This window comes from Haloarcula sp. K1 (genome assembly GCF_001647155.1).
In the GTDB taxonomy this organism is placed as follows: Archaea; Halobacteriota; Halobacteria; order Halobacteriales; family Haloarculaceae; genus Haloarcula; species Haloarcula hispanica.
Genome location: NZ_LRHL01000034.1, coordinates 81,524 through 106,332, shown reverse-complemented (window position 1 = coordinate 106,332; position 24,809 = coordinate 81,524). Strand labels below are relative to the sequence as shown.

Below are 24,809 nucleotides of genomic sequence, written 5' to 3'. Positions count from 1 at the left end.
AGTCGAAACGAGAGAACAGCAATTAGATTACGAGCCCGTTTTTCCGATTTCCTCCAGTGTGAGTGTGTAGTCTCCGCTTCCGCTGTAGACATACACGAGTATGCCGATCTCGCTGACCTGTGAGAAGTCGTCGATGATTATCTGTTCGCTACTGTCCTGCGTATAGGACGCGCGGTCGTAGTCGTTCGGAGTGGGCGTGCGACCGTCGAAGGAGACATAGAGGTCGAAGTCGGCGTCAGATGGGCCATCGAGGCTGAGGATCAGCTGCATGGGCGACTCCGTCTTGAGGGAGTACGTCTGCTTGTCATAATCGAGCATCCCATCGAGTGACCCGGACAACTCTTCGGTGAGACGGTCCTTCGATTCATCGGTGACGGAGACGCTGACTGACGTGGTCGCCTCGGCACCGTCGTTGTCAGTCACAGTGACGGTGACGGTGTAGTCGCCGGTACTGGTGTACGTGTGGCTGACCTCCGTCGCGTCCGCACCCTCGATGGGTTCAGAGCCGTCGCCGAACTCCCAGCGGTAGTTCGTTATCGAGCCGTCGGGATCACGGGAGCCGCTGGCATCGAATATGATCTCTTTATTCACAGTGACAGTTCGTGAATCGTCGTTGAGCGTCACGATCGGCGGTTCGTTTTCGGTTCCGCCACCGGCGGTTACGAAGTTGTATGCATCCGCGAGGCCGAAACCGACGAACTGGCCGTCTGCGTCCAGAGGCTGGGCGGTGTCGAGAAGGTTCTGTCGGGTCTGGCTGACGGACCAATCATGTTTGTCGAGACCGAGCGCAGCGACGCCGGCGACAGCAGGACTCGCCATCGACGTCCCGGGGAACTGCGCGTAGTCTCCCCCCGGAACGGATGAGAGTATGTCATTGCCCGGTGCCGCAATGTCGACCTTCTCGCCGTAGTTCGAGAACTCGGTCGGACTCTTGTTGCTATCGACGGCACCAACGGCGACACATTCTTCGTAGGCCGCTGGGTACGACACGTCCTGCTGGCTTGGTGGATCACTGTCCTTATGATTCCCGGCTGCACAGATGAGGAGAACACCCTGATCCCACGCGTTTGAGACCGCGTTTTTCATTGTCTGGTTGTAGCCGCCGCCACCGAGAGACATATTGATAATGTCCGCCCCCTGCTCAGTCGCCCACTGGACGGCGTTAGCGATATCGGCGGTTCGGCCCCCGTTCGGTCCGAGTGCACGGCAACTCAGGAGCCGAGAGTTACTGACACCTGCGATACCGGTTTCGTCGTTCGTTTCGCCGGCAGCGATACCGGAGACGTGTGTCCCGTGCTGAGCGGATTGCGGGGCGGGATCGTCGTCGTTGTCGACGAAGTCCCGTCCTTTCTGGCTCCCGAACTGCCCGTCGAGGTCGGGATGGGTGTAATCTGTACCGGTGTCTATGACGGCGATGGTGACGTCTTCGCTTCCGAACGTAATGTCCCATGCTTTCGGGGCATTGACCAGTTGTGGCGCGTACTGGCTGTCGAACCTCGGATCGTTCGGAACCGTGGCGATCGGCTCGCGAACGTGGTTGAATTCCGTATATTTGACCCCGTCAATTCCTTCGACTGTCGGAAGGATTTCGCCCTTGAATTTCTGCGGGACTGCTGAGCGAAGATACGAAAGTGACTCGTTCACGTCGATAATATCGAGCTGTTCGAGGTCAGACCGTTCTTTTATTTTGTCATGAACGTCTGAAGCGTTCCTATCATTTGACACACCAATCAGATACTCTTCTGTATCAGATTCTTGTGATGCAGTGGCTTCTCCACCAAAAGCTGCGACGGTTACAGCGGAGCCGAGTGCCTTGATAACTGATCTTCTGGACGGTTTCGGTAGGGTATGTCGGGACATCCGACTCCCACTAAATATGGGTGGGTTATAAAATTAATATATAATTCCTCATGCAGCCCGGTGTCTAATAAACAAAATTATATATGCTACTTTATAAATACGTGTTTATCTTGTTTTCTGATATATAAAGGTACAGTTATGAACGTTATAATAGTTTATACCGGTCGGCAATAGCGACAGAACAGACGGACGCCGCTAATGCTACCGCAGCACAAGGAAGAATTATCGGGCCGGCCGCCCCCAAACAGAATATGACTGGATTCTCCCGGCGGGTAGAGCAGGTATCGATCTCTGGCATCCGCGAAGTGTTCGAGGCGGCGGGCGAGGACGCCATCAACCTCGGCCTCGGCCAGCCGGACTTCCCGACGCCGGAGCACGCCCGACAGGCGGCCGTCGAGGCAATTCAGGCGGGGGAAGTCGACGCCTACACGTCGAACAAGGGAACCGAGGAACTCCGGGAGGCCATCGCCGCCAAGCACAAGCGGGACAACGACCTCGACGTCGACCCCGGGGACATCATCGCCACCTCGGGCGGGAGCGAGGCGCTGCACATTGCGCTGGAGGCCCACGTCGACGAGGGGCAGGAGGTCATCTTCCCGGACCCGGGGTTCGTCTCCTACGACGCGCTGACCCATCTGGCCGGGGGGACGCCGCGACCGGTCCCGCTGCGTGAGGACCTCACGATGGCCCCCGAAACCGTCGAGGAGGCCATCACCGACGACACGGCAGCGTTCGTCGTCAATTCCCCGGCGAACCCGACTGGAGCGGTGCAGTCACCCGAAGACATGCGGGCGTTCGCCCGCATTGCCGACGAGCACGACGTGCTGTGTATTTCCGACGAAGTGTACGAACACCAGGTGTTCGAGGGCGAGCACCGCTCGCCGGCGGAGTTCAGCGACACGGGCAACGTCGTCGTCGTCAACGCCTGCTCGAAGGCCTACTCGATGACGGGCTGGCGGCTCGGCTGGGTCACCGGCGCGACCGACCGCATCGAGCGAATGCTGCGCGTCCACCAGTACGCGCAGGCCTGTGCGTCGGCTCCGGCCCAGTACGCCGCCGAGGCAGCACTGAGCGGGCCGCAGGACCAGGTTTCGGAGATGCGCGACGCCTTCCAGGAGCGCCGGGACGTGCTGCTGGACGGCCTCGACGAGATGGGACTCGACTGTCCGACGCCCAAGGGCGCGTTCTACGCGATGCCGAAGGTCCCCGACGGCTGGGTGGACGAGGTCATCGACCGCGGCGTCGTAGTCGTTCCCGGCGACGCCTTCGGCGAGCACGGCGCGGGCTACGCCCGAATCTCCTACGCGACGGACATGGAGACGCTGAAGGAGGCCATCGACATCATGGCCGACGCGACGGCGGCGGTTCGCTGAGTGGCCAGCAGTCAGCAGCCGACGCGGACAGTCGCCCCGAAATTGGAACAGTCTCGGTAGAGAGTGCGAAGAAACGCTTTACCCGCCGCCGGTCTTGACTCCGGTATCCCATCGTGGCATATGCATCCGAGTCCAGCGCGCTGTTCGACGGGGAGAGACAGGACTATACGACGGGCAGACGCAGGTCCCGAGAGGACAGTGGGATGGAGAAAGCGCTCTGGTATCTGCTGACGGCGACGCGCGGCGGCGCCAACCGGGCGCGTATCATCGACGCCCTCTCGGACCGACCGATGAACGCCAACGAACTCGCCGACGAACTCGACGTGGGCTACAAGACGATCAGGCATCACATGGAACAGCTTGAGGACCACGACGTAGTCGAGTCCGGCGACGAGGAGTACGCCAAACTCTACTTCCTGACCGACCGGTTCGACAACTACCGCGACACCTTCGAGGAAATCGTGGAGAAGATGGACGAATGACGGGGACAGATATAGAGAGGTGTCGCTGATGGCGATGGGACCGCTCATCACTGCCGCGGCAGCGCTCGCGGGACTCAACGTCCTATTGCTGCTCCCGCTGCTTGGCGTCTGGCTCCGCAACTACGCGACGTTCCGGACGGGACTCGTCGCCGGTCTCATCGCTTTCGCCGTCGCGATGCTCGCCGAGAACGCCATCGCGGTCTACTTCTTCTTCTCGATGCAGAGCTTCTACGCCGGCGATCCACACGTCCAGCAGGCCGTGCTGGTCCTGCGCTCGCTGCAGTTCGTCGCGATTGCCGGACTGAGCTACACCACGCTGCGGTAGCGCGATACCGGGAGTCCCGCAGTGGTGTTGGCGATTCGTTCGGGCTCGGACCACGAGTACTGTACCGCCACGAAGACGAACACGTTCGGGACAAGCGCCTGACTGGCAGGGACCGTCGTCGAACGTATGAGCACAGATCACCAGGAGTCGGTACAGGAACTCGACGTTCGGGACGTCGACGGAGAACCGTTCGAACAGATCATGAACGCCCTCGATTCCGTCGGCGAGAGCGAGGCGCTCCGGCTGGTGAACAGTTTCGAACCGGTGCCGCTGTACGACGTTCTCACGAGAAAGGGTTACCAGTACGACACGGAACAGGTCGCCGACGAGGAGTGGCACGTCACGATCCGGCCGGAGTGAGATGCGTCCCGAGCGCGTCTCGCGGTGGTTCGTCACCGCCAGCGCGCTGTTTTTCGTCGGCCTCCACGCCGCGATGGCGGTCGCCGCGCCCCGCCGCGTCGTCGTCACGCTCGGCCTGCACGGGTTCGTCCTGCACGTCCTGTTCGGAAAGGCCTACGCGCTCGTACCGTCGTACTTCAACCGGGACCTCGCGTGGGATCGGGGGCCGGCCGTGCAGTTCCCGCTGTCCGTCCTCGGTACAGCAGGGCTAGCGCTCGCGCCGCTCGGTCCACCGTGGCTCCAGCCCGTCGGAACCACGCTCTGGGCAGGCGGCGTCGCGGTGTTCCTCGGCACGCTGGGGTGGACGATTCGCGACAACGTCACCGGTGCAGCGACTGGGACCGGCGGTCCAAACGCCCATCGGGAGCCGGTCGACCGAACCGCCAACGTCGCGGTCCCGATAGCGCTCGGCTACCTCGCACTCGCAGCCGGTGGCGCGCTCGCTACCACTGCCGGCTTCGAGTCGATGCTCCCCCAGCAACTGTCGCACTTGCTCGCTGCGGGGACGGCCGCGCTGTTCGTCTTCGGTGTCGGCTTCCGCCTGTTTCCCCGGTTTCTGGTCGCTGAAGCGCCGCGACCGGTCGTTACGGTTGTCATCGTTGCCGGCGCTGTCGGTCCCGCGCTGCTGGGCTTCGGACTGTTCGACCGTCGACTCCTCCTCATCGGTGGCATCATGGAAGCAATCGCAGTCGTGGGCTTTGCGCTGTCGTATATCGGGCTCTTCCTGCGGTCGGAGCGCCGTCGCGTCGGGTTCTACGTGGTGCTGGTGGCGGTCGTGGCCGGAGTCGTCGGTATCGGACTCGGACTGACTATCGCCGCAACCGGTCGGAGCCCGGCGCTGGTCAGCGCACACTATCGGGCGATGCTGGCGGGCTTTCTCGGACTCACCGTGGTCGGGGCGGCGTTCCAGTTCTACCCACCGGCGGTCGGCGTCTGGCCCTACGCGAACGACCGGACAGCGCTGGTGACGATTGGACTGCTCGGTGGTGGGCTCGGCGTTCAGCTACTCGGTCTTATCGGTCGGTTCGGCTGGATAATATCGGTCGGCACAGCGGCTGGAGCTCTCGGTGCACTTCTCTATACGTATCTCCTGTTAGCGGCGTTCGCCCGTCGATGGCAGTAGTAGCGACGCGCTGTGGGCCTACTCCGCGATGATACTGTCGAGCAGTTTCGTCTGGGCGGCTGCGAGGTGTTCAGCGAACGTCGAGACGGAGATATCCAGTTCCGACGCCACGTCACCGGCGTTGGCCCCTTTCGGATACTCGAAGTACCCCATCTCGACGGCGGTTTCGAGTACCTCCTGTTGCCGGTCGGTGAGTTTACTTCGGTCGACGAGGATCGAGTCCACCGGGTCAACGTCGCCGTTCCGCCGCATCGACCGGAGCGAGACGCCGTCGTACAGTTCTTTCAGCCGTGTCACGATAGCGCGCACCCGGTCGACATCGGGAGCGTGGAAGGTCAGGTGAAGCTGTCCGCCCTCGGCGCGGATATCAGCGACCGGACAGTCGTATGTTTCGACCGCCTCGCAGACGCACTCAGTTCGCGACCGTGAGAACTGGTAGCGGGAGCCGTTGCCCGTCGCGAACACCTTGTCCATGTCCTCCCGGGCCTCGATTGCCCCTTCGTCAGTGCCCGTCGCGGTGAACTCTTCGATGACTTGCCCGTCTTCATCTGGGCTGCTTCGGGCGACGTCGGTCACGGCCGCGCCCGCCTCGTCCGAGACACTCGCCACCGGACAGGCCCCAGGGGTGTCGACCGACAGCTCCACTCTAATGCCGGAGTCGCTCATATGAGTTACTGTGACACCACATTACAAAACGGGCGAGGCGCGTTCCCACGGAGTGAAAAACCCCCTCAATCTGCTGGGTGCTGATCGGGAACCGACCCCTCGAACCCATCCGGCTGATAATCACAGAGGGGGTCCGCCGCCAGCGGGTCCCCCGTCGTCGCGTACGCTCGCGACCGACTGCCGCCACAGACTGTTCGGTACCGGCAGGCCCCGCACTTGCCTGTCAGCGCGTCGTCGTCCCTGAGCTGCTGGAACAGCGGTGAGTCCCGGTAAATGTCCACGACGCTTTCCTCTCGAACGCTGCCCGCCGATTTCGGAAGGAACCCGGAGGGGAACACCTCGCCGGTGTGGCTCACGAAGGCAAAGCCCTTGCCGGCGCGTATACCCATCCGGCGGTTGAGCCCGCCGGCACCGTCCTCCTGGTTCTGAATCGCGACGCGCCGGTAATGGGGTGCTTCGGTCGTCTTGAGGCCGAACGATGCCTCCTCGCTGACCTCGTGGAGCCACGACAGCACGCGCTCCGCCCGCTCGGGGGCAATCGGCGTCAGCACCCGCCCGCGGCCGACCGGGACGAGGAAGAACACCGACCACAGCACCGCATCGAGGTCCGCGACGAGGTCCCGGATCGCCGGCAGTTGCTCGACCGTCTCGGCGCAGACGGTGGTGTTGATCTGCAACGGGATATCGAGGTTGCGGGCCGCCTCGGCCGCTGCCATCGTCGCCTCGAAGCTCCCGGATTCGCCCCGGAAGGTGTCGTGAGATTCGCTGTCGCCGCCGTCGATGGACAGGGCCAGCCGCCGGAGTCCGGCGTCGTCGAGTTCGGCCAGTCGGTCCCGCGTGATCGAGTTCGTCCCGCTTGGGGTCAGCGTCATCCGGAGGCCCTGCTCGGTCCCGTAGTCGATGAGTTCCGGGAGGTCCTCGCGGGCGAGCGGGTCCCCGCCCGAGAGGACGACCAGCTGGCCGTCGCCGAAGTCGCGGGCCTGGTCCAGCAGTGCCTTCCCCTCCGCCGTCGATAGCTCGTCGGGGTGGCGGCGCGGCTGGGCGTCGGCCCGGCAGTGTTTACACGCAAGTTCACAGGCCTGCGTCACCTCCCAGATCAGCACGAGCGGCTGCTCGTCGAGGTCGAGTTTCCCCCGCATCTATGCCTCCCGGTGGACGCGGGTGACGTGGCCCCCACAGCCACACTGCTGGACGTACTCCACTGAAATGGTCTCGCCGAACGCCTCCGCCAGCGCATCGAACAGGTAGGTTTCCGGGTGGCCGTGGTCGGCGTGGCTCACCAGATTGACGTGGTTCCCCGCCGTCGTCATCTCGACGGCGTCGATGGCCTGTTCGACGACCACGTCGGGGTCTTCGGCGTGTGCAGGCGTCTCCAGGTTCGCCGACCAGGAGTTGTCGTGAACCTCGGTTGTAACCGGAGGCACGTCCTCGTGGGAATGGCTCATATGTACCGGTTGACGGCGGGCGTCCCTCGGTCCTATCCCGAAGATGTTCGGGTTATTATACACAACGGATTGCAGAGAGGAATTCGTCTGAGCGACTTTATCACACGTATTGCTACGACACCCGTTCGACCAGCCAGTCGAACTGCTTGTTCAGTTCCTTCTTGCGCTGTCGTGAGATAACGGTCGAATCGATCATCTCGCCGAGCACCGGGAGGTCGAGCGCGCTGTACTCCGTCGTCGCCGTGACTTCAGTCCCGCCGTCGACGGCCTCGACCGTGTACTCCGTCATCATTGACTCGAAGATGCCCTGCCGTTGCTCGTACCGCAGCACTGCGTCAGTTTCGACGATTTCGAGGTCCAGTTCGATTTCGAAGAGTCCGACGCGGTTCGTGATGCCGAGGTCGTCCCCGTCGAGTGTCACCTCGTCGAACCCTGCCGCAAGCATAAACGGCTCCACGTCAGTTATCAGGTCGGTGACTGTCTCTGGGTCGGCTGGGACCGTCCGAGTCAGCGAGACGCGTTCCATACCGGACGGCCAGCGGCCGGCGGAATAAGCGTTCGCCATACCCGGAGATGTTCGGCTCAATGGTTTTGCGCGACCTGATCTCGTGGTGATAGTGTATGACACCACTCCCCAAGTTTCTTATCCCCATCACGACTATGCGAACATGTTCGGGATTACGGACGCGGGGGTCGGGCGAATATATTCGGATACACCAATGCCACACGCTGAACTCACGCTCACGATTCCGGACGAGATCTGGATCGGCGACATCTCGCGAGCGTACGACGACGCGACGTTTCGCATCCTGTCTGCCCTCCCCGGCGAGGACTCCGGTGTCGGGCTCGCGGAGATCACATCGGACGACCTCCCAGCGGTTCTCCGTGATATCGAGAACCGGGAATCGGTCACGACCCTTGAGATACTTTCACACCGGGACGACAGCGCGCTGATTCAGTTCGAGACGTCGATGCCGCTCCTGCTCTTCCCAGTCCAGGGCTCGGGCGTCCCGCTTGAGATGCCGTTCACCCTGTCCAACGGCGAGGCCGTCTGGGAGATATCAGCGCCACAGGAGCGACTCTCCGAACTCGGCGAGCAACTGGAGGAGTTCGGCATCTCCTTCAGCGTCGACCGCATCCAGCAACACCTCGAAACCGAGCAGGTGCTCACCGAGAGCCAACTGGAACTGGTACAGGAGGCCATCGACGCGGGCTATTACGACACGCCGCGGGAGTGCTCGCTAACGGAACTGGCGGACCGCGTCGGTATCGCGAAGTCGACCTGCAGTGAAACCCTCCACCGCGCGGAGGAGCAGATCCTGAAACAGTTCGTCTCGGACCTCCCCGCGCGGTGAGGGGAAGTCGAAGCGCGTAATACGCGCCTCTGTGAGAGGTACGACATATGAGTTCCGACGCGGTCGACGAGACGCACGAAAACGCCCGACAGGAGGTCATCGCGGTGGACGCCGACGACAACGAGGAGGGGCTGGTCAATCGGCTCGACGCCCACACCGGCGAGGGGGTTCGCCACCGCGCGTTCACTGCCCTGCTGTTCGACGAGAACGATCGGATTCTGCTCGCCCAGCGCGCGGCGAACAAACGCCTCTGGGACACCCACTGGGACGGCACCGTCGCCTCCCACCCAGTTGAGGGCCAGACACAGGTCGAAGCCACCGAGGAACGACTCGAGGAGGAACTGGGTATCGACCCCTCGCAGTACCAGAACCTCCGCGTGACCGACCGGTTCGAGTACAAGCGCTACTACGAGAACGCCGGCCTCGAATGGGAAGTGTGTGCGGTGCTGCAGGCCACGCTCCACGACACCTCGCTGGAACCGAACCCCGAAGAGGTCGACGGCCTCATGTGGGTCCCCTACGAGCGACTGCGTGAACATCCCGAGTACTACCGCCAGCTCCGCCTCTGTCCCTGGTTCGAGATCGCGATGCGCCGGGACGAGGAACGGTAACGCCGACGGTCAGCATCAGCGCGGGCGGCAGGCATCGCAGTGACGCCGCCCCGACCCGTTTCCTTTTCGGCCCGGCCACCCAACCCCGGGTATGGACGTTCCGCTGTACGACTCTCTCGACGGTCAGGTCGTACTCGTCACCGGAGCCACGCGGGGCATCGGGAAGGCAATCGCCGACGGGCTGGTCGACCTCGACGCAACGGTGTATGCCGGCGCTCGCGATACCGGCGACATCGCGGCCACGGACCGCCAGGCCATCGAACTCGACGTGACCGACGACGACGGGATGGTCGCCGCGGTCGACCGCATCGAGCGTGAGCAGGGACGGCTCGACGTGCTGGTCAACAACGCCGGCGTGATGGACTCACGGGAGCCGCTCGACGAGATGCCGACAGATGTTATCGACCACACCCTCGACACGAACCTCCGGGGGGCGGTCCTCATGACGAAGTACGCCCTCCCGCTGTTGCTGGCCGAGGAGGGCGGCCGTGTCGTCACCATGGCCTCCGGGCTGGGAGCCATCACCGAGAGCCAGTCGGGCGGCACGCCGGCCTACCGCATCTCGAAGACGGGCGTCAACGGACTGACGAAGTACCTCGACGGCGAGTACGCGGCCGACGGCCTCATCGCCAACTCGGTGTGCCCGGGCTACGTCCAGACGGACATGACCGAGGGGAGCGCTCCACGGACGCCCGAAAAGGGGGCTGAGACGCCAGTCTGGCTCGCTCGCTTCCGACCCGATGCACCGAGCGGGCGGTTCTGGCGCGATAGGGCCGAAATCGAGTGGTAGGCAGCCGCGATCAGTCAGCGTTCTCGCTTCCGGCCGTCGCTGGCTCGTCTGTCGCGTGGGCGGGCTCAGCCGCCGGCAGTTGCAGTTCCACAGTCGTTCCCGGCTCGGCCGTATCGGGGAACGACATCCGGCCGCCGAGGTTTCGGACGATCCAGTTGACGAGCCAGAGCCCGACGCCGGAGCCATGTTTGAGCGGCGTTTCGGTTCCCGAGCGGATGACCTCGCGCTCGTGGTCGGTGATACCGGGACCGTTGTCGTGAACGGCCACGCGGACGCCCGGCGTTCCGTCGGTCCGCGTCGCCGTAATCTCGACTTCGACAGGACCCCCATCGGTCGCCTGATGTTCGACGGCGTTCTCGACCAGTTCCTCTAGTGCGATGAGGATCGACGGACCGCCCTGTATCCAGAGATCATCCTCGCAGGTGAGCGTGATCGCCACGTCGGGGCGGCGGTCCCGAGCATCGCTCACGACCGATTCCAGCAGCCTCTGGAGCGCTGTCGGGCTGTGCTGTTCGGTCTCCAGGGCCTCGGTAACTCGGCCGATCTTGTTACTGCGGTCGACGATGTCGTCGACTGTGCTGATAATACGGTCGAGTCGCTCGCGTTCGTCGGCGTCGGCCGTGTCCCGGAGCAGGTCCGCGTTCCCCTTGACGACGTTCATCTCGTTTCGGATATCGTGCCGGAGCAAGCGGTTGAGTACGTCCAGTCGCTGTTCCCGTTGTCGCCGCTCCGTGATATCTCGGAGGCTGATGAGGTGGCCCGAGACGACGCCGTACGCGCGGTACAGCGGTATCACGCGTACGTCGTAGTACCGGACGCTGCCCTCGTGTTCGAGGGTCGTCTCGGTCTGCGTTCGCTCGCCGGGACCGGGAACCGCCTCGGCGAGTGCTGGTAACACCTGTGGTAGCGAACGGCCCAACAGCGCGTCCTGGTCGCCGTCGAACAGCGCCGTAGCAGCCGCGTTGACATCGACAATGCGGCGCTCGTCGTCGACGATGATGACCAGGTCGTCCATTTCGGTGAAGATCGCTTCCCGGCCCAGTTCCCGGGTCACCGGTGCCACGTCGAGCAGTTGCCCGCGGAGGATGGCGACTGAGAGGACCGCCCCCGAGGCGACGTACCCGAGACTTGTTGGGTTGAACGGAGTCGGTAGCGCACCGAGCACGAACAGCGACTGGACGACCGTCGGAACGGCGATGGCGAGCAACAGTGCGATCCCCTGGCCCTGAAACACCTGGTTCGACCGGAACAGCATCCGCAACAGGAGGACACCGCCGGCGAGAATCAACAGCAGTATGTAGGACATGTGCCCCCAGTACATGACTTCGTACGCGGGAGCGAGCGCCACCGACGATGCGGAGACGGATTGTGTCCCATGACCGGACCAGATGAGTTCGTGGGCGTGATTCGACCACACGAGCGTGACAAACACCGCCGGTTCGACGAGCAACAGCGCTGTTCGGCGTTGGGTGAGCCAGTGTGGATGCCCCGTGTACTCGATAACCGTCACGAGCCACGCGACAGGGATGATTACCGAGAGCGTCAGCTGCACCTGGACGAGTCGCTCCATGGTGGCCAATCCCGGCACAGCGAGCTCGATACCGTACGTCACGGCCCAGAGGCTCGCCGCAACGACGAACACTGCCAGCGGTCCTGCGCCCGGCCGGTCCCGGTGGAGCCACACCAGAAAGGCGACGCCCATACCGACGACACCCGACAATAAAACGACAGTAAGCGGCGACAGGACCATTCAGTAGCGTAGTAATGGCGTCCCTGATATAACTATTCTCGGTCAGTTCGACTGCGAGCGAACCGCGGACCACACGGCGAGGGCACCAAGTACGAACGCCGGAACGAGCGGGAGTGTGAGATATGCGTCCCGGAGCGTGAGCCCGAAACTGCTGATGACGCCCTGTGCGGACGGCAAAAGCAAAATTGCGCCGGGGACGAACAGGAACGCCACGCCGATCATCCCGACCAGAATCCAGCCGCTCGTCCCGAACTCGGGACCGTCGGCGGCTTCCGTACCCGTCTCACTGTCCGCAGATGGGGCGTTTGCGGACTGTGGCTCCGTGTCGGGACGGTGGACGTAGCCGGACTCGTCGTCAGCCATCGGCACGCACCCCGTCGCGCCCGCTCGAACGGTGCGTCACGATGGGACCTCCCCCGGGAGTACCGACGAAACAACGTGGCTGCATGTCTCGGCATCAGGCAAGCGAGCGCAAAACGCTAACGGTCCCGCTACTGCGACAGACCAGGTGCTTCCTGGCTCGAGATGTCACGCAGGCTCATCCGATGCCCGCTGGATGAAGCGTGTGCGTCCCGCTGGCCCTCCGCGACCGACGAGTCTTCGTACAGTCCCTCGAACGCACACTCATGGCAGACGACGTGGTAGCTCCCAGCCATACATTTTGTTTCATATCGCTATATTTTAAGCCTACCGTTTTCAGATATTATATACATTGCAGTCCCGCAAACGGTCGTCAGGGTATTTATCGACCGCGACCGATGGAGTAGTATGGTGGATTTCCAGTCCCGTGACACACGCCGGGGTCCGACCGACGGGGAAGACGACGAGACAGACGAGGACGAGGGCGAAACGGGAGACGACGAGGAATCCGCGGCAGTCGATACCGACTCCGAGGCCGCCAGTTCAGAGCCAACCGAAGCAACGGATACAGCAGCGGAAAACAACGACAGAGAAGCAAGTGGGGGTGACGGAACGGAGACTTCTGCGGCGGACGACGTGACGGGGGACGGTGACGGCTCCACGTCGGAGCCTGAAGCCGACAGCGCCGTCGCAGAACGAATCGACGAGGCGGTAGAGCAAAGTAGCCATCCAACGGCCGAAACACAGGACGCTGAAGGGGCCGGCGGGGCGGAGCGACCCGACGAGGGCCCCCACGAAGACCCCCTTTCTGAGACACAGGCAGGCGATCCACCGGAAAACACATCGCAGGCTGAGACGCCGCCGACAGCGGATGAACCACCAGCGCAGACAGTCCCACGGGACGACGCGTCGCAAGAACAGTCGGTTGCCGCCGCCGTCGTCACGGTCGGGACAGCGACGGAAACGGGCGACCCGACGGGCGAGGCGGTAGAGACAGCACTCGAAGCGACCGGACAGACGGTCACCGCCCGCGAGCGCCTGCGAAGGGACTACGACGGCATTCAGGGTGCCGTCGACAGACTGGTCGGGCGTGACGACGTGGAGGTCGTCGTTACCGCGGGGGGCCTCGGTGTCGCCCCGTCAGAGCAGACGCTCGAAGCGATCCATCCGCTGTTCGAGAAGGCCCTGCCGGGGTTCGAGGAAGTGTACCGGAGCCTCCTCTTCGAACAGCAGGGAACCGGTGTCATCGCCGTCCGCGCGACGGCAGGCATCGCCGACGGAACGCCGGTGTTCTGCCTGCCCGCGGACCCGGCGGCGGTTCGTATCGCTATCGACGAGATCATCGCGGCCGAAGCTCCGTCTCTCGTCGCTGACCTGTCCTGAGCCGACACGACGAACTCGCGGTATCAGTCTTGTGACCGTTTAGCCGGCTTAACGTGATATTTGCCGGTTCGTCCCAGGTCGCTAATTTTCCCACTTCCGACGGCTTTTCTCCCGAATATCGGCCGTTTAAACGTTTAAAGCGGCGTGAAAAGTCGTTAACTCCGTCACCCATTGAAGTAGAGACAGCCCACAGGCTCGTGTGTCATGTCCGATCACAACGCGACACGACGCGGCGTGCTCACGGGTATCGGCGCGACAGCTGCAGCTGCACTGGGTGGGGCAGCCATCTCCGGGACGGTTGCGGCGGCCGGTCCCTGGGAGTCCGTCGAGTCCCCGACCGGGAACACCCTCCACGACGTCGAATACACGGCCACCGGCGCGTACGCGGTGGCGGGTGGCGGTATCGTCCTCGAACGGACTAGCAGGGGCTGGCAGAAGGTCATCGGCGGTGGCCCGACCGGCAACGGGAACAGCCTCTACGGGGCCGATGTAACCGACGACGGCAAGGCCCTCTGGTTCGTCGGTGCCTCGGGCGCTATCGGCGAGTACGACGTAGAATCGGGCGTTCTCACCGACCACAGCGCCCCGATGGACGTGACCAACAACTTCAACGACGTGTCCGTGACCGGGAGCGCCGGCGAGGCGAACGTCTACGTCGCCGGCGACTCCGGCAAGATGTACTACAGCTTCGAGAACGGCGCGAGCGAGACGTGGGACTACACCACGCCCGGCTCCGGGTCGGCCATCAACGCCGTCGACTTCCACGGCGTGCGCTCGGGCCACATCGTCGACGGCAACAAGAGCGTCTTCGCCACCGACGACGGCTCGACGTGGAACAAGATCGGCCTCGCCGACGCCAACGTCAACTTCTACGGCGTCGACTCCGACGGCCCAGATGACGTGTGGGTCTCCGGCGGTGGCGGGATGATTTTCCACTGGAACGGGTCCGAGTGGACGCCGACCGACACGGGCGACGCCGGCCTGCGTGACATCGAGGTCACCGGCGACGACAGCACCGGCTACACGGTCGGCGGCGGCGGTAAGGTGTACGCCCTCGGCGATGGCGGCTGGACCCAGGAACAGACGCCCGCTGGCGAGAACCTGAAAGCCATCGTCCGCGGCGGCACCGACATCGCGGTCGGTTCGGGCGGGACTATCCTGGAGCAGTAGCGACGGTACAGTAGGGCAGGCCGGTTCGAGACCGCGGTGCGCCGGAGCCACTGACTTTTCACCGCCCCCCTCCAACACCCTGCATGGACGACATTCAGGTCCAGGGTACGTCGGTCCCCGCACTCGGCCTCGGGACGTGGCAGCTCACCGGCCAGTCCTGCCGTGAAACCGTCGAAACGGCGCTGGATATGGGCTATCGCCACATCGACACTGCACAGGCGTACGGCAACGAGCGGCAGGTCGGACTGGGGATGGACGCCGCCGCGGTCGACCGCGAGGACGTGTTTTTGACGACGAAGCTCGACGGCTCCAATCGCGACGAGCGGAGCGTCCGCCGGTCGACGCGGGAGAGCCTGAACAAACTGGGAACGGACTACATCGACCTCCTGCTCATCCACTGGCCGAACACGCCGTGGATGGCATCCCTGTCGGAGACGCTCGGGGCGATGAACGACCTCGTCGAGGAGGGGCTGGTCCGGCACATCGGCGTCAGCAACTTCTCGCCGTCGCTGCTGGACAAGGCGCGGGACATCTCCGCGGCCCCTATCTTCACCGACCAGGTGCAGTACCACCCCTACTGGGACCAGCGGAAGCTACTCGACTACTGTCGCATCCACGACGTGCTCCTGACTGCCTACAGCCCGCTCGCCCGCGGCGGCGTCCTCGACGACCCCGCGCTCGTCCAAGTGGGTAACAGGTACGGGAAATCCCCGGCGCAGGTCGCGCTTCGGTGGCTGGTCCAGCAGGACGGCGTGGCCGCGATTCCGAAAGCGTCCAGCCGCGACCACCTCGAAGCGAACATGGCTGTCTTCGATTTCGAACTCACCGACGCGGAGATGGAGCGGATCCGGGACCCGTCGAAGGTCAAGACTGGCGTGCAGTTCGTCCGGTCGCAGTTGCCGTTCTGAGCGCCACAGTTGACTGGTTCTGCGGCCACACCGATTCGTCAAGCGTTTTGACGCCGCCGTTCCAACCCCGCGCTATGGTAACGGCGCTCGCCGATGATATCTGGTGGTACGACCTCACGGGCGTCAACGCAACGCTCGTCGACGACGACGGAGCGCTAACGCTCGTGGACACCGGGCTTCCCTGGCACGGCAACGCGCTCATCGCCGGCCTGAGCGACGCCGGCTACGAACTCCGGGACCTGGACCGCATCCTCCTCACGCACTTCGATCTCGACCACGTCGGCGGGCTGTCGGCCTTCGACGGCATCGACGTGACTATCTACGTCAGGGAGCGGGACGCCCCGCTGGTCACCGGCGAGCAGGCTCCGCCGCTGGGCAACCACAAGGGAGCGTTCCAGCGACTCGTCTCGCCGTTCCTCGACGCGCCGGACAACGACGTCGTCCCCCTCGCCGACGGCGACACCGTCGGCAGTTTCACTGTCTACGATACCCCTGGCCACACGCCGGGGCACGTCTGCTACGTCAGCGAAGACCATTCGCTTGGACTGCTGGGTGACCTCGTCCGGGAGGACAGCGGCCGCTTCGAGCCCTCGCCGTGGCTGGTGAGCTACGATACCGACGCCGTTGCTCGGAGTATCAGAGACTTCGCCGAGCGCGCACTGCGGTTTGAACTCGCTGTGCCGGGCCACGGCGTCCCCTTCGAGGAAGGGGGTTCCGCGAAACTCAGTAAGCTGGCAGCGACGCTGTGAAACGGCTGGCCTAGTCGCTACTGAGCCGGCCAGCAACGAAGTCCTGACCGCCCAGCCCGACCGCTAGCGCGAACCCGATACCGACGGGGAACACGACCGCGAGCAACAACACGGCGAGCAGCAGCGAGTCGACGCCCGCGAGGTTGAGCGCGATAACGGCGGTAAACAGGTAGACGAGCGCCTGCAGCGTTCCCGAGAGGAGCGGCTTCGAGACCCACTCTTCGGCGGCATCGACCGACGTGATCACGTCGGCGACGTGATCAGCAACTAGTGCCCCCAGAACGAGGACGACGAGGGCACCGACCAGGGTCGGCGCGTAGGTCAATCCATCACGGAGCAGGGCCGCGACGGGAGCGATAGTGAGCGTCGCCGCAGCGACGTAGACGGCCGCCGCGTAGACGTAGTACTCGACGACTAGACCAGCCACTCTGCCAACGGTGCCGCTGTCAGCGTCGAGCAGCTGTCCGAGGTGCGTTTCCGGGAAGTTCTCCGTGATACCGGGACTGGAGACGAGGCCGGGGACGAGCGTGCCCAGCAGTCGGCCGAGACCGAACCCGACGACCAGGAACACTGCGGCGGCGACGATGTTCGGAACGTACCCGAACAGCGTCGCGGCGAGCGTCCGGAGCTCGCTGATGTTCAGCGTTCTGACCGCCGCAAGAACAGCGACCAGATAGACGAGATATCGGGCGAGCAGACCTGCTGCGGACGCGACCGGGTCCGACTCCGCTGTGACGGCAGACACCGGCGTTTCCTCGGCGCGGTCGTCGAGCCCGCGTTCGAGCGTCCAGTCGTACACCGCGCTGTCGAGGTACTCGCCGACCCCGTAGCCGATGGCGAGGATGACTGCCGCAATCAGTATCGTCCCGACGGCCGATACGCCGTCGGCGATGAGTGTTGACAGATATTTGGCAATTCTATTAGCGACGTTCGCTTGCAGCAACAGCGGTCGTTCCGTCACGGCCTGAATCGCTAGCATAGGTGTATCCGGTAGTTACTCTCTTAATCTATCTATTAAATCCGTCGGAGAATATGTTAAATTATGCCCTTCAACAGCAAGAGGGTGCGGCCGGACCGGCTGTTGGTACTGCTGGGCGGACACCATAGACACGAAAAGACCGGGCGAGCCTACAGTTCCTCGGCGACCGCCTCGGCGTCAAGCAGGTCCGGGTCGACGACGAGGTCGGTCTGTCGGCTGGCGAAGTCCGGCAGGGAGCCCGCCGCGTAGACGACGACCCGGAGGTCGGGGGCAAGGTCCTTGGCGACGGCGATGGAGGTCGCCTGCGACATCTCGGTCAGCAGGTAGACCTCGGCCTCGTGGATGCCGGCTTCTTCGAGCCCGGGTCGGTTACCGACGTCGGCGACTGTGACCGTGTGGCCTTCGGCTTCGAGCGCGTCGGTGAGCGCGTTCGGGTCCGAGCCGACGAGAACCACCTTCATTCGTACTCGATAGTCGCTGGCGGTTTGTGGGTCACGTCGTAGACGACGCGGGCGACGTTCTCGTGCGCCCCGGTGATGCGCGACTGGATGCGCTGGAGCGTGTCCCAGTCGAGTTCCTGTGCGCGGGCGGTCATCCCGTCCCGGCTCTCGACGGAGCGGACGGCGACGACCCAGCCGTGGACGCGGTTGTCGCCCTTGACGCCCGTGGCCTTGCCGATGACGGCGGCCAGCGCCTGCCACGGCTCGTACTCCTCCAGTTCCTCCTCGACGACGTGGTTGGCCTCGCGGGCCACTTCCAGTTTCTCCTCGGTGACTTCGCCGATGATGCGGACGGCGAGGCCGGGGCCGGGGAACGGCATCCGTTCAGAGATGATCTCTTCGAGGTCAAGCGCCCGGGCGACCTCGCGGACCTCGTCCTTGTAGAGGTCCCGCATCGGCTCGACGATGCCCTCGAAGTCCACTACTTCGGGGAGGCCGCCGACGTTGTGGTGGGACTTGATCGTCCCCTCACTCTCGATGCGGTCGGGGTAGATGGTCCCCTGAACGAGGTAGTCGGCGTCGACGTCCTTCGCGACAGTCTCGAACTCCCGGATGAACTGCTCGCCGATGATGTGACGCTTCTCCTCGGGGTCGGTCTCGTCGCCGAGCGCATCGAGGAAGCGGTCCTGGGCGTCGACGATCCGCAGCGAGTCCATGTAGCTGAACGTCTCGCGTATCTGGTCGGTCTCGCCTTTCCGCATCAGCCCGGTGTCGACGTAGACCGGGGTGAGCTGGTCGCCGATGGCCTCGTAGGCCAGCGCGGCGGCCGTCGAGGAGTCGACGCCGCCCGACAGTGCGATGACGGCGTTCTTGTCGCCGATCTCGTCGGCGATCTCGGCTTTCGCGTCGGCGATGAACTCGTCGACGTTCACCATCAGTGGCTCACCTCCTCAGTCGTCACAGTGTGTGGGTCGTCGCCGAGCACCGCTTCGAGCAGGCCGACGAAGGGCGGGCTGGCGCGTGTCGGTCGGGAGCGGAACTCCGGATGGAACTGCGTCCCGATGAAGTACGGGTGGTCCTCGGGCGCGAGTTCGAGTATCTCCATACGGTTTTCGGCGTAGCCAGAGAACTTCAGCCCGGCGGCTTCGAGGTCGTCGATGTACTCGGGATTGACCTCGTAGCGGTGGCGGTGCCGCTCCGTACAGGACTCGCCGCCGTACAGCGTCGCGGCAAGCGTGTTCGCGTCGATTTCGGTTTCGTGAGCACCCAGCCGCATCGTCCCACCCATGTCCTCGATCTCGTACTGCTCGGGCAGGATGTCGATGACGGGGTGTGGGGTGTCTTCGTCCAGTTCGGCGGAATGGGCGTCGTCGAGGTCCAGTACGTTGCGGGCGTACTCGACGACGGCCATCTGGAATCCGAGACACAGCCCGAGGAATGGGATATCGTTCTCGCGGGCGTACCGAATCGCCTCGATTTTACCCTCCGTACCACGGGCACCGAAGCCACCCGGCACGACGATGGCGTCGGCCTCGCGCATCCGGTCAGCGTGGTGGTCGTTCATCTTCTCGGAGTTGACCCATTGGACGTTCACGTCGACGTTCTTCTCCAGGCCGGCGTGTTTCAGCGCCTCGTGGACGGACATGTAGGCGTCTTCGAGGTCGTACTTGCCAACGAGGGCAATATCGACTTCGCCCTCGGTGTTCTGGGTGACAAGGTCGCGCCAGCGGTTCTCCCGCTCGTCCTCGGGCAGGGCTTCGGTCGCGATGTCGAGTTCCTCCATCACGTACTGGTCGAGGCCTTCCTCCTCGACCATCAGCGGGACGTGGTAGATGTCGTCGACGTCGGGATTCGAGAAGACGGCTTCCGTCGGCACGTCACAGAACAGCGCGATCTTCTCTTTCGTGTCGATATCGAGTTTGTCCGAACAGCGGCCGACGAGAATGTCGGGCTGGAGCCCGATAGAGCGCAGTTCCTTCACGGAGTGCTGGGTCGGCTTGGTCTTCTGCTCGCCGTTTTTCGAGTAGGGAACGAGCGTGACGTGGGTAAAGAGAATATCGTCCTCGTCTTCCTCGTGGGCGAACTGACGGAGCGCTTCGAGATACGGCATCCCCTCGATGTCCCCGACGGTGCCGCCGACTTCGATGATACAGACGTCGTTGCCCTCGGCGGCCTCGCGGATGCGGCGTTTGATGTCGTCGGTAATATGCGGGATAATCTGGACCGTGCGACCGAGGTAGTCGCCGGACCGCTCCTTCTCGATGACGTGCTGGTAGGTCTTCCCCGTGGTGACGTTGTGGTCGAAGGTCATGTCGATGTCGAGGAAGCGCTCGTAGTTCCCCAGGTCGAGGTCGACCTCCCCGCCGTCTTTGAGCACGTACACCTCGCCGTGCTGGAAGGGATTCATCGTACCGGCGTCGACGTTCAGATACGGGTCGATTTTGACCGCTGTAACGTCGAACCCGGCGTTTTTGAGTAATCTACCTGTGCTGGCGGCGGTGATGCCTTTCCCCAGGCCAGACATCACGCCACCGGTGACGAAGATGAACTTCCGACCCAGTTCCGGGTCGTAGTCCGTTTCGGGTTCGGTCGGCATACCGACGGTGAACCCCGCGTAGTCTAAACGGTTTCGGAGCACGCACTGTTCGCCACCCCGTCGCAGTGTCAACGGGGCTACAGTGACGGCTGTGTGAGGACGCGCCATGCCGCCACGAGAACAGCCAGCGTCAGCGCCGAGAACAGCGCATCACCGGGACTGGAGCCGATGGCGATGAACAACAGGTAGCCGGCGACGAATCCACCCAGAAGCGAGACGACGCCGTGCCGTGTCGAGTGCGACACCGCCGCCCTGGTTCGTGTTGACATAGTTCATTATTTATCAGTATATAGTATAAATGTACCTTCGGCTGGTCGTCAGGACTTGAGCACGCCGGATTTGATAGCGACGTAGGTCCCAAGGCCCCCCAGCGAGGCGAGGACGAGCGCCCGGGCTGGTCCGCCCGCGACGAGCGCCGTCTGCATCAGGACTAGCAGCGCCACCAGTGTGGCGATAAACGAAACGGCAGCGAACGCGAGCGGGCGGTTCATGATCGGAGATTGGGCCGACAGCGCCTCTGTCTTTCGATACTGTCCGGTAGTCTCGGGTCCCGGCAGTCGGATGCAACACCGGCTACAGGTGGTCACGGAGAAACGGCCCAACAGTCTCACCGACACGGCCGCTCTGGCCGACGAAGTGGTGGTCGGCCGGCAGTCGCTCGACGGCCTGTCCCAGTTCGGTGGCCCGGTCGACGACCGGCTCCCAGTCCACAGTGTCGTCGCGCTCGCCGACCACGACCTGTACCGGGCAGTCGATAGCGTCGAGCGCGGCGACAGCATCGAGATGGGCGGTCAGTCCGGCCGGCGGCGCGAGGACGGAGAGGACCGACGGCTCGGCCACAGCGTCGCGGTCGGCGGCCGCCCGCAGTGCCACGGCCGCGCCGAAACTGTAGCCAAACAGGCCGACGGCGTCGGCCCGCTCGCTCGCCCACGCCAGCGCGTTCTCGGCGTCGACCCGTTCGCCGCGGCCCTCGTCCCACGCGCCGTAGTCGAAGCGGAGACAGCCGATATCGGGGGCCAGCGCGTCGCTGACCGCCTGCAGGCGCGTGTCCGACCGCTTACCGCCGTACTGTGGATGGGGCGGGCACGCAACGACGATAGCGTCCGACCCGGGTCGGTCGAGCGTCGCGGTGACGTCTCGCCCGCCCGGAATCCCGACGGTAGTCATACGTGTTCACTCGCCAGCCCTCTGTAAGAAATTTAAGGTTGGAGAGACCAATGCGCATATATGGGAATCCTCTCGCGCGCGTCGTACGTCATCCGCTCGAAACTCAACGCCGTCCTGAACCGAGCGGAGGACCCGACAGAGACCCTCGACTACAGCTACGAGCAGTTGCGTGACGAACTGCAGGACGTCAAGCAGGGCATCGCGGACCTGACGACCCAGAAGAAACGACTGGAGATACAGAAGCGCCGCCTCGAAGAGAACGTCGAGAAGCACAACGAGCAGGCGCGCCAGGCCGTCGAGCAGGACCGAGAGGACCTCGCCCGCCAGGCGCTGGAGAAGAAAAAGCAGAAGATGAGCCAGATCGAGGATCTGGAGGGCCAGATACAGGACCTGCAGAGCCAGCAGGACCAGCTAGTCGAGCAGAAAGACGAACTCCAGAAACAGATCGAGCAGTTCCGGACCAAGAAGGAGACGATGAAGGCCCGCCACGAGGCCGCCAAGGCGTCGGCGCGCGTCAACGAGGCAATGACCGGCGCTGGCGACGAGATGCAGGACATCAACCAGGCTATCGAGCGCGCGGAGGAACGCACCGAGGACATGGAAGCCCGTTCGCAGGCGATGGACGAACTCCGCGAGGATGGCGTCCTCGAAAGTCAGATATCGGATGAGAGTTCGCTGGAGCGGGAGCTTGAGGAAGTCCGACAGAAAGGCTCAGTCGACGCCGAACTCGACACGCTGAAAGCCGAGATGGGCAAAGCCGAGGACGGCGACAGCGGGTCAAGCGACGCGGACGTCTCCGAGGCCGAACTGGAGAAGGAACTCACGGACGAGAGTACGCAGGTCGACGTCGACGAGAGCGAGGTCGAGTCAGAACTCGACGAACTGAAAGAAGACGAAAAGTAGCGCCGCCGCCGCGGGATTTTTACAGCGGCCAGACGACAGACACCGAGAGCGTCGTGACGACGCACAGAAGGAGCTGTAGCGGGCCGCCGACGCGCAGGAAGTCGGTAAAGCGGTACCCGCCGGGGCCGTACACCATCAGGTTCGTCTGATAGCCGATGGGTGTCAGGAACGCCGTTGCGACTGCGAACGTCACGACGACGAGGAACGGGAACCCGGCGACGCCGATCTCGGCGGCGGTGGCGACGGCGATCGGGATCATCAGCACGACGGTCGCAGCCGGAGTGATGACGCTGGCGAGGACGGCCGTCAGGAGGTACACCAGCGCCAGCAGCGCCAGCGGCGGGAGGACGCCGGCCGCGTCGACGAGGAGGCCACCGACGAACGCGGCCCCACCGGTCGCTTGCATCGCCTGCCCCAGCGGGAGCAGTCCGGCAAGCAGGAACACGATGTTCCAGCTCACCGCGTCGTAGGCCTTCGATGCGCTCAGCGTGCCGGTCGCGACCGTGGCGACGACGCCGCCGAGTGCGGCGATGTAGATTGGAAGCAGATCCAGCGCCGCGAGCGCGATGACTGCGAGCAGGGTCGCGAGCGGGACCGCCGCCGCGGCGTCGAGCGACGGCGGGCCGCCGTCGAGCGCGTCGAACAACTCCGGGGGACCCTCGGTCAAGACCAGGTACCCCTCGTCCTGCAGGTGGCCCACCTCGTCGAGAGGCGTCTGGAGCAAGAGCAGGTCGCCAGCGGACAGCTCGACCGCCGCGAGGTTCTCGTGGATGATCTCGTCGCCGCGGCGGACGGCGAGGACCGTCACGTCGAACCGACTGCGCAGTTGCACGTCGGCGAGCCGCCGCCCGCGGAGCCGGGACTCCCTGTGAATGACGGCCTCCGCGAGAACGGCCGGATGGCCGCTCTCTGCCAGGAGGTCCGCCGTGACGGACTCGCGGGCGAGGTCCCGCAGGTCGAGCGTCTGGGCGAACTGATTGACGGCCTGTCGGTTCCCGCGGACGGTCAGCACGTCGCCGGGTTCGAGCGGTCGGTCGGTGGCCGTCGCGAAGAACGACTCGCCGTTGCGGTCGATCTGGAGCACATCGATGTCAAGCGGGTCGCTCGCGGCGAGGACCTGTTCGACGGTGGCCTCGGTCGGCAGCGACTCTCCCGCATCGACTACGTCCGCGACTGCTTCGACCACGTCGTCGGGGACACCGCCTTCCAGCGCCTCCTGCACCGTCAGTCCGACCAGCGGCGACGAGTCCCGCACCTGTAACTGCGACAGGTGGCGGTCCATGTCGAACTCCTCCGTGAAGTCGGCCGCGGGGTGGACCCGTTCGGGAACGAGCGCCCGACCGACTGTCAGCAGATAGGCCACGCCGACGGCGAGGACGACGACGCCGACGGGCGTCAGCGTGAACATCGAGAACGGCCGGCCGAGCAACTGCGCCGAGAGGTCGCTGGCGAGGAGGTTCGTCGAGGTGCCGACCAGGGTGAGCGTCCCACCGAGCATCGCGGCGAAGGACAGTGGCAACAGGAGGTTCGACGGCGAGATACCGTATCGCTCCGAGAGCCCGGTGACCAGCGGGATGAAGACCGCGACCACCGGCGTGTTGTTGACGAATCCCGCGCTGACGCCCGTCGTGCCCACGATGGCGGCGAGCAGGCGCTGCTCGTCGCCGCCGGTCAGCGCCGCCAGTTTGCCAGCTAACCAGTCGACGACGCCGGCCGACTCGACGCCGGCGCTGAGGATGTACATCGCGACGATAGTGACCACCGCCGGGCTGGCGAATCCCTCGATGGACGTCCGTGCCGGGACGCCGGTGTACGGTTCCAGCACGACCAGCGCGACGAGGACGGCGACGGCTGTCATGTCCGGGGGTAGCCACTCGGTGACGAACAGCGTCAGGGCGGCGGCGACGAGCGCGAAGACCACGAGCGCACCCGTCGAGAGCGGGGCCATACCACTTCCCTCGGTGGATGGGGGCAA

Annotated in this window: 29 protein-coding genes; 13 read left to right on the top strand and 16 right to left on the bottom strand. The window is 64.2% G+C overall.

The genetic code is table 11. From position 1 onward, the window contains the following. Window positions 1-27: 27 nt before the first annotated feature. Window positions 28-1,644, bottom strand: coding sequence for a S8 family serine peptidase (locus tag AV929_RS11135; RefSeq protein WP_230458888.1), 1,617 nt, complete (start codon window positions 1,642-1,644; stop codon window positions 28-30). A gap of 467 nt (window positions 1,645-2,111) precedes the next feature. Between AV929_RS11135 and AV929_RS11130 the strand changes: the two genes are divergently transcribed. From AV929_RS11130 to AV929_RS11110, 5 genes are all read left to right on the top strand, one after another. Continuing rightward, window positions 2,112-3,233, top strand: a complete 1,122-nt coding sequence (locus AV929_RS11130; protein ID WP_014039664.1) for a pyridoxal phosphate-dependent aminotransferase — start codon at window positions 2,112-2,114, stop codon at window positions 3,231-3,233. A 203-nt stretch (window positions 3,234-3,436) separates the two neighbouring features. Then, window positions 3,437-3,715, top strand: coding sequence for a winged helix-turn-helix domain-containing protein (locus tag AV929_RS11125; RefSeq protein ID WP_004593670.1), 279 nt, complete (start codon window positions 3,437-3,439; stop codon window positions 3,713-3,715). 28 nt (window positions 3,716-3,743) lie between these two features. Next, complete coding sequence (locus tag AV929_RS11120; protein ID WP_044951700.1) at window positions 3,744-4,040, top strand: hypothetical protein; 297 nt, start codon at window positions 3,744-3,746, stop codon at window positions 4,038-4,040. 126 nt (window positions 4,041-4,166) lie between these two features. Next, the gene (locus AV929_RS11115) at window positions 4,167-4,400 is read left to right on the top strand and encodes a DUF2249 domain-containing protein (RefSeq protein ID WP_008310578.1); all 234 of its coding nucleotides are present in this window, start codon (window positions 4,167-4,169) and stop codon (window positions 4,398-4,400) included. A 1-nt stretch (window position 4,401) separates the two neighbouring features. Further along, window positions 4,402-5,562, top strand: a complete 1,161-nt coding sequence (locus AV929_RS11110) for a hypothetical protein (protein WP_014039662.1) — start codon at window positions 4,402-4,404, stop codon at window positions 5,560-5,562. 18 nt (window positions 5,563-5,580) lie between these two features. On the opposite strand, the gene AV929_RS11105 is transcribed toward AV929_RS11110, so the two are convergent. The 4 genes from AV929_RS11105 to AV929_RS11090 form a co-directional block, all read right to left on the bottom strand. Further along, the gene (locus AV929_RS11105) at window positions 5,581-6,228 is read right to left on the bottom strand and encodes a helix-turn-helix domain-containing protein (protein ID WP_023843143.1); all 648 of its coding nucleotides are present in this window, start codon (window positions 6,226-6,228) and stop codon (window positions 5,581-5,583) included. 65 nt (window positions 6,229-6,293) lie between these two features. Further along, window positions 6,294-7,367 (bottom strand): radical SAM protein, encoded by a 1,074-nt coding sequence (locus AV929_RS11100; RefSeq protein ID WP_014039660.1) that lies wholly within the window; start codon window positions 7,365-7,367, stop codon window positions 6,294-6,296. Further along, window positions 7,368-7,673, bottom strand: a complete 306-nt coding sequence (locus tag AV929_RS11095; RefSeq protein WP_008310586.1) for a CGCGG family rSAM-modified RiPP protein — start codon at window positions 7,671-7,673, stop codon at window positions 7,368-7,370. 112 nt (window positions 7,674-7,785) lie between these two features. After that, window positions 7,786-8,199, bottom strand: a complete 414-nt coding sequence (locus tag AV929_RS11090) for an SRPBCC family protein (protein ID WP_174878656.1) — start codon at window positions 8,197-8,199, stop codon at window positions 7,786-7,788. Window positions 8,200-8,392: 193 nt separating this feature from the next. Here AV929_RS11090 and AV929_RS11085 point away from each other — a divergent pair, with 193 nt between their 5' ends. The 3 genes from AV929_RS11085 (at window position 8,393) to AV929_RS11075 (ending at window position 10,429) form a co-directional block, all read left to right on the top strand. Further along, complete coding sequence (locus tag AV929_RS11085; protein WP_008310589.1) at window positions 8,393-9,028, top strand: helix-turn-helix domain-containing protein; 636 nt, start codon at window positions 8,393-8,395, stop codon at window positions 9,026-9,028. A gap of 47 nt (window positions 9,029-9,075) precedes the next feature. After that, complete coding sequence (locus tag AV929_RS11080; RefSeq protein ID WP_008310591.1) at window positions 9,076-9,639, top strand: NUDIX domain-containing protein; 564 nt, start codon at window positions 9,076-9,078, stop codon at window positions 9,637-9,639. Window positions 9,640-9,730: 91 nt separating this feature from the next. Continuing rightward, window positions 9,731-10,429, top strand: a complete 699-nt coding sequence (locus AV929_RS11075; RefSeq protein WP_050037618.1) for an SDR family NAD(P)-dependent oxidoreductase — start codon at window positions 9,731-9,733, stop codon at window positions 10,427-10,429. 10 nt (window positions 10,430-10,439) lie between these two features. Here AV929_RS11075 and AV929_RS11070 read toward each other — a convergent pair whose 3' ends face one another. The 3 genes from AV929_RS11070 to AV929_RS22335 all read right to left on the bottom strand — a co-directional run bounded on the left by AV929_RS11070 (window position 10,440) and on the right by AV929_RS22335 (window position 12,835). Then, entirely contained in the window at window positions 10,440-12,179 is a 1,740-nt protein-coding gene (locus AV929_RS11070; protein ID WP_014039656.1) for a histidine kinase N-terminal 7TM domain-containing protein, read from the bottom strand. A gap of 42 nt (window positions 12,180-12,221) precedes the next feature. Then, the gene (locus AV929_RS11065) at window positions 12,222-12,542 is read right to left on the bottom strand and encodes a hypothetical protein (RefSeq protein WP_050007429.1); all 321 of its coding nucleotides are present in this window, start codon (window positions 12,540-12,542) and stop codon (window positions 12,222-12,224) included. 128 nt (window positions 12,543-12,670) lie between these two features. After that, window positions 12,671-12,835 (bottom strand): hypothetical protein, encoded by a 165-nt coding sequence (locus tag AV929_RS22335; RefSeq protein ID WP_023843142.1) that lies wholly within the window; start codon window positions 12,833-12,835, stop codon window positions 12,671-12,673. A 112-nt stretch (window positions 12,836-12,947) separates the two neighbouring features. Between AV929_RS22335 and AV929_RS11060 the strand changes: the two genes are divergently transcribed. The 4 genes from AV929_RS11060 to AV929_RS11045 all read left to right on the top strand — a co-directional run bounded on the left by AV929_RS11060 (window position 12,948) and on the right by AV929_RS11045 (window position 16,749). Beyond that, complete coding sequence (locus AV929_RS11060; protein ID WP_064288273.1) at window positions 12,948-13,922, top strand: molybdopterin-binding protein; 975 nt, start codon at window positions 12,948-12,950, stop codon at window positions 13,920-13,922. Between the two features lie 204 nt (window positions 13,923-14,126). After that, window positions 14,127-15,092, top strand: a complete 966-nt coding sequence (locus tag AV929_RS11055) for a hypothetical protein (protein WP_064288272.1) — start codon at window positions 14,127-14,129, stop codon at window positions 15,090-15,092. Between the two features lie 83 nt (window positions 15,093-15,175). Next, window positions 15,176-16,000, top strand: coding sequence for an aldo/keto reductase (locus tag AV929_RS11050; RefSeq protein ID WP_050037616.1), 825 nt, complete (start codon window positions 15,176-15,178; stop codon window positions 15,998-16,000). Window positions 16,001-16,074: 74 nt separating this feature from the next. Beyond that, a complete protein-coding gene (locus AV929_RS11045; protein ID WP_064288271.1) occupies window positions 16,075-16,749 on the top strand; it encodes an MBL fold metallo-hydrolase in 675 nt (224 codons plus the stop codon). A 10-nt stretch (window positions 16,750-16,759) separates the two neighbouring features. Here the strand turns inward: AV929_RS11045 and AV929_RS11040 are convergent, their stop codons facing one another. The 7 genes from AV929_RS11040 to AV929_RS11015 form a co-directional block, all read right to left on the bottom strand. After that, entirely contained in the window at window positions 16,760-17,728 is a 969-nt protein-coding gene (locus AV929_RS11040) for a hypothetical protein (protein WP_014039650.1), read from the bottom strand. 149 nt (window positions 17,729-17,877) lie between these two features. After that, the gene (locus AV929_RS11035; protein WP_023843141.1) at window positions 17,878-18,189 is read right to left on the bottom strand and encodes a CTP/GMP synthase operon protein; all 312 of its coding nucleotides are present in this window, start codon (window positions 18,187-18,189) and stop codon (window positions 17,878-17,880) included. Then, window positions 18,186-19,103, bottom strand: coding sequence for a glutamine-hydrolyzing GMP synthase (gene guaA / locus AV929_RS11030; protein ID WP_008310611.1), 918 nt, complete (start codon window positions 19,101-19,103; stop codon window positions 18,186-18,188). Before guaA ends, AV929_RS11035 begins: the two co-directional genes overlap by 4 nt. Then, on the bottom strand, window positions 19,103-20,764 hold the full coding sequence (locus AV929_RS11025) for a CTP synthase (protein ID WP_044951697.1): 1,662 nt from the start codon (window positions 20,762-20,764) through the stop codon (window positions 19,103-19,105). Before AV929_RS11025 ends, guaA begins: the two co-directional genes overlap by 1 nt. Before the next feature lie 77 nt (window positions 20,765-20,841). After that, window positions 20,842-21,033 (bottom strand): hypothetical protein, encoded by a 192-nt coding sequence (locus AV929_RS11020; protein WP_008310615.1) that lies wholly within the window; start codon window positions 21,031-21,033, stop codon window positions 20,842-20,844. A 48-nt stretch (window positions 21,034-21,081) separates the two neighbouring features. Then, complete coding sequence (locus AV929_RS22330) at window positions 21,082-21,255, bottom strand: hypothetical protein (RefSeq protein WP_014039646.1); 174 nt, start codon at window positions 21,253-21,255, stop codon at window positions 21,082-21,084. Window positions 21,256-21,337: 82 nt separating this feature from the next. Then, window positions 21,338-21,931, bottom strand: coding sequence for a hypothetical protein (locus AV929_RS11015; protein WP_064288270.1), 594 nt, complete (start codon window positions 21,929-21,931; stop codon window positions 21,338-21,340). A gap of 60 nt (window positions 21,932-21,991) precedes the next feature. Between AV929_RS11015 and AV929_RS11010 the strand changes: the two genes are divergently transcribed. Further along, window positions 21,992-22,834 carry a PspA/IM30 family protein gene (locus AV929_RS11010; protein WP_014039644.1) on the top strand — a complete coding sequence of 281 codons (843 nt, stop codon included), beginning with the start codon at window positions 21,992-21,994 and terminating at the stop codon, window positions 22,832-22,834. A 19-nt stretch (window positions 22,835-22,853) separates the two neighbouring features. Here the strand turns inward: AV929_RS11010 and AV929_RS11005 are convergent, their stop codons facing one another. Beyond that, on the bottom strand, window positions 22,854-24,782 hold the full coding sequence (locus tag AV929_RS11005; protein WP_064288269.1) for an SLC13 family permease: 1,929 nt from the start codon (window positions 24,780-24,782) through the stop codon (window positions 22,854-22,856). Window positions 24,783-24,809: the final 27 nt, after the last annotated feature.